Source organism: Liquorilactobacillus mali KCTC 3596 = DSM 20444, assembly GCF_000260415.1.
Lineage (GTDB): Bacteria > Bacillota > Bacilli > Lactobacillales > Lactobacillaceae > Liquorilactobacillus > Liquorilactobacillus mali.
Map to the genome: position 1 here is coordinate 1 of NZ_BACP01000040.1, position 4,162 is coordinate 4,162.

At 31.5% G+C, this 4,162-nt stretch carries 8 protein-coding genes; 3 read left to right on the forward strand and 5 right to left on the reverse strand.

Annotation, left to right across the window (positions count from 1 at the left end):
* Positions 1-290: 290 nt before the first annotated feature.
* The gene (locus GSM_RS07570; protein WP_003688583.1) at positions 291-788 is read right to left on the reverse strand and encodes a hypothetical protein; all 498 of its coding nucleotides are present in this window, start codon (positions 786-788) and stop codon (positions 291-293) included.
* A gap of 162 nt (positions 789-950) precedes the next feature.
* Here GSM_RS07570 and GSM_RS14745 point away from each other — a divergent pair, with 162 nt between their 5' ends.
* Positions 951-1,109, forward strand: a complete 159-nt coding sequence (locus tag GSM_RS14745) for a helix-turn-helix transcriptional regulator (RefSeq protein WP_003688585.1) — start codon at positions 951-953, stop codon at positions 1,107-1,109.
* A 288-nt stretch (positions 1,110-1,397) separates the two neighbouring features.
* Here GSM_RS14745 and GSM_RS15280 read toward each other — a convergent pair whose 3' ends face one another.
* From GSM_RS15280 to GSM_RS07595, 4 genes are all read right to left on the reverse strand, one after another.
* A complete protein-coding gene (locus GSM_RS15280) occupies positions 1,398-1,661 on the reverse strand; it encodes a helix-turn-helix transcriptional regulator (protein ID WP_010078050.1) in 264 nt (87 codons plus the stop codon).
* A 116-nt stretch (positions 1,662-1,777) separates the two neighbouring features.
* Complete coding sequence (locus tag GSM_RS15405; protein ID WP_010078051.1) at positions 1,778-2,065, reverse strand: hypothetical protein; 288 nt, start codon at positions 2,063-2,065, stop codon at positions 1,778-1,780.
* A gap of 80 nt (positions 2,066-2,145) precedes the next feature.
* Entirely contained in the window at positions 2,146-2,421 is a 276-nt protein-coding gene (locus GSM_RS07590) for a hypothetical protein (protein ID WP_010078052.1), read from the reverse strand.
* 27 nt (positions 2,422-2,448) lie between these two features.
* Entirely contained in the window at positions 2,449-2,835 is a 387-nt protein-coding gene (locus GSM_RS07595; RefSeq protein ID WP_003688690.1) for a hypothetical protein, read from the reverse strand.
* A 442-nt stretch (positions 2,836-3,277) separates the two neighbouring features.
* Here GSM_RS07595 and GSM_RS07600 point away from each other — a divergent pair, with 442 nt between their 5' ends.
* On the forward strand, positions 3,278-3,487 hold the full coding sequence (locus GSM_RS07600) for a hypothetical protein (protein ID WP_003688692.1): 210 nt from the start codon (positions 3,278-3,280) through the stop codon (positions 3,485-3,487).
* A 330-nt stretch (positions 3,488-3,817) separates the two neighbouring features.
* A complete protein-coding gene (locus GSM_RS07605; RefSeq protein WP_003688694.1) occupies positions 3,818-4,060 on the forward strand; it encodes a hypothetical protein in 243 nt (80 codons plus the stop codon).
* The last annotated feature ends 102 nt before the right edge of the window (positions 4,061-4,162 follow it).

A 4,162-nucleotide genomic window follows, 5' to 3' on the forward strand; every position in this document is an offset into this window, starting at 1 on the left:
AACCCCTATTTTAACAATGTTTTTGAGGGGTTATTTGAGAATTATAGACCCTATGATATTCCTACCGATAATTTTATGTAGATAAGGCTACATTGAATTCTACTGTTTGTGTTTTTTTCTATAAAGGCCAAGAATTATTGAAGGAATAAAGTAAATAGGTGGTGCTAAGACATACCAGATTGATGAAACATTAAGAATTAACAACAATAGTAAGGTCAGAGTGGCAAGTATAGCGTAGAAATAATCTTTTTTATAAAAATTGTGCATATTGAACCTCCTAAATAGATAATTTAGCTTACCCAGTGATAATAATGTGCATGAGCTTTAACGAATGAATGAGAAGAGTTCCCGTACATAGTTATGTATGCTTCTTGTCCTATTATTTCCCAGTAATGAGCTTTATTATAGCCTAGAATATTTCTAACAGTGTAATGTGGCCAAACATCTCCTATTGATTTTCCTTGAATACAGTATGAAGACGCAAGAGAAAAAAGAGCATCACCGGTATTAATTGCTGCGCCAATCCATTTTAAAGGAGCTACTAACACGCCAACTGAGACTTCAGCCAAATTTAATGAAAATCTTTTAGCACGTGTGCTAGAGGTGTTATAACTCGCCCATTTACTATATTCAATTTTTGAAACGCCTAATTTTCTTTTGTGTGTTTCAAGTGTTGGATTTAAACTTTTAGTAATTGGATCAGCATGGACTAAGGTGTTATTGTGAGATAGAGTAACACCTAAAATGATACTAAGTGTTAGAGTAAAAATAATAAGGATTTTTTTCATGTATATTGCACTCCTTGAAACTATATTTTTTAAACCTTATACGGTTTAATGCTTTAACCTTAACAATTCACATTTTTTTATAAAGAACGCAGTAATTTACTCAAGCCAACGTAAATTGTAAGTTTACTTAAAAATATTGCAGGACAAGGAAGGGGCAAATATATGAGCTATATGGCTACTAAACTTAAGGTTGCACGTCAATCAAATGGATTCTCACAAAATGAGATCGCTACTATTTTACATATTTCAAGGCAATCTATATCTAAATGGAAAAATGGAAGAGGTTATTTGATAGATATAGACCCTAAAACTAGAATTTAGAGGTAGTGCTCAAGAAAATGTATTCCAACATATTAGCAATACTAATTCCTAATAATATTGCACCGAGCGTTTTGTGATTAAATAAAATGAGTGAGATGCCAATGATAAATATCCCCAAACTACAAAGTAAGCCAATTCGTTTGTTAGAAATACTTTTAACTGATCGTAGGCGCAATTGTATAGATAACACTTGAATTAAGGCAATAGCATTCAATGTACCTAAAAATAAAACAATGTTATTAAATATACCAGTAGCCAGATAGAATAGAAAAATAAAATTGCTAGCAGTTAGGATAATAATTGTGGGTATAAGTGATTTTTCAACAGCCTTTCTTCTAAGTACTCTTTCATTCCAGAATCCTCCTTTAGCAAAACATCTAGTGAAATGTGGTAGTAGTCACTTAACTTAATTAAGCTAGCAATGTCAGGATAGGTTTTTTCGTTTTCCCAACTAGAAATTGTTTGTCTAGTAATAAAAGAATCATTAGCAACTTGTTCCTGAGTAAGATTCAATTCTGTTCTTGCATTTTTTAGACGATTACCAAACTTCATAAATACCCTCCTGATTTCAAAATAATTATGCTGATGAAACGCAAAAAAAGCAAGCAGAGAATCATTGCTTGCTCTTTTATAGGCGTTATTTGCCAATTATAGACATTAAATGTTTCTTAACTAAAGATAGCAATAATCATTTTGGTGACTAAATAAATAATTGCAATCACCATCATCCAACCAGTACTGCGCATAAATTCCCAGACATTAGTTTGTGCCTTTGCATTTTTTGTGATAATTATGCTTTTTTTTAGTGAATCATCTCCCTTAATCAAACCAGGGATAGCGCATATAAGAATATCGTAATAATACCAAGAAGCCGGTGCATTAAAAATTACTAGAAGTAGCAGCCCAATCAATGATAGTCCGACATAAAACCATATATTTTTATAAAAATTTATCATATTGTTTCTCCAATGTTTGGAGACCTTTTTAATTTTTTGAAAAGATCTCTTACTTTAGAAGAGGGCCATGAACAAAACTACTAATTTCCAAAAAGATTCATATTGTAAATTAGTCCTTCAATCCAATCGCTCCGGTTTAACTTTTTTAACAAAATTCGGCCATCGTCTGATAGATGATGTTCTAAGGATAATTTTTTAAGAGAATTGATCAGCTTGACTATTTCACGTTCCTGCACAACTTTTGGATTATTGATATTTTCTGAAGTATCCACAATAAGTTGTTGTTCAATCTTATTCAAGTTTGGATGTTTTTCCATAAAGTCTAGCAAATATTTCCGCTTATCTAATTTAAACAATTATATTACCTCTCCATCTTAAGCACTTTACCCAGCAGCATATTCACCTTTCAAATATCGTTTAAATGTCTGTTCGTAGCCGTTGACAATAACACTAATCGTATACTTAGTAGTCGAAATAATTTGTACAGTTTTCCAATTACCTGTGGCAGTATTTTTAAAAAAAGCATATGGGCCATAAGTGTACATGTACTCCCACTTTCCCTTGGATGAGCCACCAGAAACAGGTTCTTGCATGAAAGACACAATGTGTAATGATGGTGTGGTATTCGCACGTGTTAAAGTTTGCGTTGTAGTGTCATTGGTATCAGCCGATATTTTATCAACGGGATAAAATACAGGGAATGCAATAACTGACGCTAATGTTACAGCACCAAGATAGAGTATTTTACGAACATTTTTTATATTTATCATTCTTAACTCCTCCTTATATTATAGCTTTTAACAAAAAGGTCGCAAGAAAAAGAACGTATTTGTTTACTTTGCGCTACGTAAACTATTAGTTTCGGATATAATGTAGGTGTGAGTGAGCGGAATTTAAAGAGAAAAATAGGTTTATAAATGAGGAAAAATGGAGAAAAACATGATGTACTGGCATAGTTGTTATTTAATATGAGTTAGATTATGTAAAGTGAAAATAATGGATATTATAAACATTAATAAAATATATGTTTTATCAACACGGGAGAAACTCACTAGAGATTAATCTAGCGAGCCTAATTTGTACGAAAAAGGACTCCTCAGCCCTTCAAGTATTGAAAAAATGGGAATTACGGCACAGCCCCGCTTGTTTTTTTACCGTCCAACACTAAACTTTAGCCATAGGAAAGTTTATCTTTTGAGAAGGATTGATATTATGAATGAAATAGTGTTTTTTGAATACTCTATTGGAGCCAAGGCTTTAGACTCTAACCTATATACATATGAGGTCGATGGAAAAGAAATTCTTAAAATAGATTATCCAGACAATAACGGTTTTGTTGCTGTTCACAAAAAGAATAATAAAATTGAATATATTAAAGCTACTTACATGAAGTTTTCTACTAAGATAAGAAAAGACGATTGAAAAATGATAATCTTTCTAGCTTTACCAGTTTAACTACTACCAGTTTTATTCACTCTCCAACATTTTCGTATACTGTAGAAAAATTATTTTGAAAAAAATGGAATTCTTTAAGACATGTTATTTCTTTTTTTCTAAATATTTGCACTATAAAAAGCTATTTAAAAGAGCCAATAATCTTAGACTCCGCCTACAGACTTGAAAGTAGCGCTTTGTCTACGATAATAAGCTTGCTTATCTGTCTTAAAGGTGTAAATTGAGCACTGGGATTATGAATTTCAGTATCTCCAAAAAATAATTTGGAGAATTAGACTATTTAGGGAGGGATTTTTTATGGAAAAACATACATTACTTAATACTTTGGAAGGTATTACTTTAAGTAATCCTCAAGAACAAACTCTTATTGATTCTGCAATTAACGAACTACATGTTAAGAAAAATAAAGCTATTGTTCTCTCAAGTCTTAAGCGTGAATTCGGTAAATTAGCAATGCAGCAGAAACTTTCTGCCAAAGGTGTTAAATTCTTGTCAAAAATAAATAGGCCAGATATTAATGAAGTGCTTCATAATTGTTAGACAAAAAGTCTAATGATTGTGAGGTACTTTTTTTATGACCAAATATAGTTCAAAATTAAAAGCAGAAGTTGTATCCGTATATTTGAATAGTAATCTCAATGT